Origin of the sequence: Halonotius pteroides (assembly GCF_003605635.1) — an archaeon.
Classification (GTDB): domain Archaea; phylum Halobacteriota; class Halobacteria; order Halobacteriales; family Haloferacaceae; genus Halonotius; species Halonotius pteroides.
In genome coordinates, this window is record NZ_QMDW01000051.1 from 1 (window position 1) to 2,745 (window position 2,745).

Below are 2,745 nucleotides of genomic sequence, written 5' to 3' on the forward strand. Positions count from 1 at the left end.
CTGTGACTTCCAGCTACTGCTGAGAGCTGACCAACAATCCTCTACCCAAGAGCGTATAATCAATATTCTGGTCGTAGTAGTCCGCCAGATCAGCTACTGGGCCGTCAGTCAAAAAATTGATGAAATCTTGTTCAACAGCGATCCCATAATCGGGTGGATAGACTGCGAGTCGTTGTGAGAGTTCATAATCAGCAGATTTACTACTGCTAAGTGAGACGATTGTTTGAAGAAGATACGGAATATCTTGTTGATTCAAGTCACGAATGAGTGCGATAACCGGATGTGGCGTTTTTCGACTGAGAGGTTGTAAATCAGGGTTCTTTCCAACAACAAGCCGACAGGTCGGTCGGAGCGTTTGTTCAATTGGGGCAAAGTCGACATCAGCAATATCGTAGCCGATCCAATCAGGTAAGTTGTGTTCTTCAAGCACATTTTTTAATGATCCGACAAACGGATCGCGCTCTTCACGTTCGCTAGATGGTTTCGTATTTTTTTCGTCGTCTTTCTCTTGGGTTTGGTCTCCTTCTTGTGTGGAGACTGCAGTCGTAGATTTTGAACTTGGAAACAGAACCCATTCTTGTTGGTTCTCTCCGGGCCAAGAGAGAATTTCCATTCGTGTAATACTGTTATTTCGATCCAATGCGGCCTCAACGATTGGTGCCAGTTCTATTGACTGATATTGGGAAGTAGTATTGTTGCCGTCGCTCTGTTCGTCAACGGTGAATCGGATGCATCCCTGTCTAGGCCAGTCTGACCGAATTATATTATCCGTATCACTCATTGTTCTGATCCTTGGGTATAATTCGTGATTTTACACTACTCGGTATGTGTGGCCATGTATGTTTATTGAATCCAGCTATCGTAAGATTATCAATCCCACTTTGATTCGCTGTCATTACTGTATCTCTCAACGGTGGCCTCCGTGAGATATCTCTTGGATATCGGTATTTGAGAAATTTGTCTTTTCCATTAGTATCTTTGACACGATTAGGAGAGTCAAAATCAGTTTCGACAGTCACGTCGGTATTTCCGAGTTTAGGTTCGGCTGACATCGAGCCAATGGCCTCTGCATCAATATATGATTTGAATCCATTATTGAATTCAGAGATTGTGACGGGCTCGTTAGCCTGTCTGACTCTATGAGAGTCACCAATCCTACAGAAGTGAGACAAAAACGTTTCAACTAACGTATCAGTCCACGTGTTTGCTTGTGAGGGCGTTCCGGCAGTTGAGTGGACTCGCGTTAGCTGTCCGTCTGCGATGGTGAACACAGTCGCCCGATCCTGATATGTGAGTTGTGATGGTACTGCAGGCAACGGAACAAGGCGATATGATTCTATGAATGATCTAATTGAGGTAAGTCTTTCAATTTCGTCATCGTTGCTATTTACAATTACAATTTGGTTTTCTTCAGTGTTGTATCGATACGCCTTCTCACCTGGATCTGTCGGGAAATCAGTAGTTGATCCCGCAATGATATCAAAATCATCTGCACGTAACGTTAGTGTTCCATCTGGGGCAAGGAGCCACCGCAGTGTCGTATCTGCAGGGAGTACAGCTGCACCACCTGAACACACCCAGTATTGGGTGCCTTGTGGGTACAGTACCGTCTGGGGCGCACGTGGCTTGGCATACGGTTGTCGCAAAATATTGTGGATCTTATGCGCTGTAGCTTTCGTGTCAGTAATAATTGTCGCTGTTTTGTGTGGTGCATTCTCGATGGTAGCTATCAAGTCACCCGGAAGAAGTGTTTTTTCAGTGACGACAATTATCGGTTCAACCTCACCGTCTGGAGTCTCCCTGTTGAACGCAGCGTACGGTTGGCATTCCGTCGAAAGGTCATCGCCGTACTCCTCAAAGGCTTGGATCGTCTGTTCAAGCAGTCGTTGATCTCGTTGGAACAGTAGTTTGATCTCCTCAATTTGCTCGGCCACATTTGTAGGTGGTGAGAATCGTCTCCGACCTCGTATTAGGTCATGATCAGAGCCAGCTGCATCCCGAAGCGTCAATTTCGCTTCCAACACTGGGTGTGAAGATTCGATATGCCGCCATGTACTCCATCTCCCGAAGTCGTAACCGGGAACTAATCCTAGAAATCCCGTGAGTGTTGTAGAATCGACAGTCAGCGTTGGCGTAACGTCGAGTGTTTCATACGCTGTTGTGAGTTGTGTTGCATCTGAGCAGCGTCCATGAAGTCGCTCATACTCAGCGTCTCCAACGATCTGCTGTAATGCCTGCCATTTTTTGTTTGGTGATTCTTCAAAATCGTAGGTTTGCAATCGGCGATGCGCTCCAGGCGGTCCGGATGGATCTACATTGCTTATATCGTCATACTCATCTCTGAGTTCCCAGTTTGAGCGTAGTTCTGTGGGATCATACACAGCACCGAGTGTGTCAGTCCTCGTTTCTTGTAGCCCTGTGACAACATCTCTCGGATATAGACAATGGTTGGCTCGTTGAAACAGTGCGAGCTGTTGCTCAAGTAAATACGTCCCCGAAGAATCGTGATTATCAACGATGGTTCGTGCCATATGAGGCGTGGATTCCGAGAGTAATGCATCAAGATGTGCTGCAAAGGGACTTTTCGGCGGTTTCGTCTCAAGTGTAATTGGATCAGTTGTCGAGCTGACCAGTCGGCTCGTCCGTGTGGGGAGTATACCAAGCGGGCCGGGATCAACAGTTACGATCTCCGCTCTTCTCGATAAGCCGTAACATCAATTTTGCTGGCGGATCATTGACCAGTCA

General features: G+C 46.6%; 2 protein-coding genes. Both read right to left on the reverse strand.

Going from position 1 to position 2,745, the window contains the following annotated elements:
• Positions 1–13: 13 nt before the first annotated feature.
• A complete protein-coding gene (locus tag DP106_RS15640) occupies positions 14–781 on the reverse strand; it encodes a hypothetical protein (RefSeq protein ID WP_133305185.1) in 768 nt (255 codons plus the stop codon).
• Positions 774–2,531, reverse strand: a complete 1,758-nt coding sequence (locus DP106_RS15645; protein WP_133305186.1) for a hypothetical protein — start codon at positions 2,529–2,531, stop codon at positions 774–776. Before DP106_RS15645 ends, DP106_RS15640 begins: the two co-directional genes overlap by 8 nt.
• Positions 2,532–2,745: the final 214 nt, after the last annotated feature.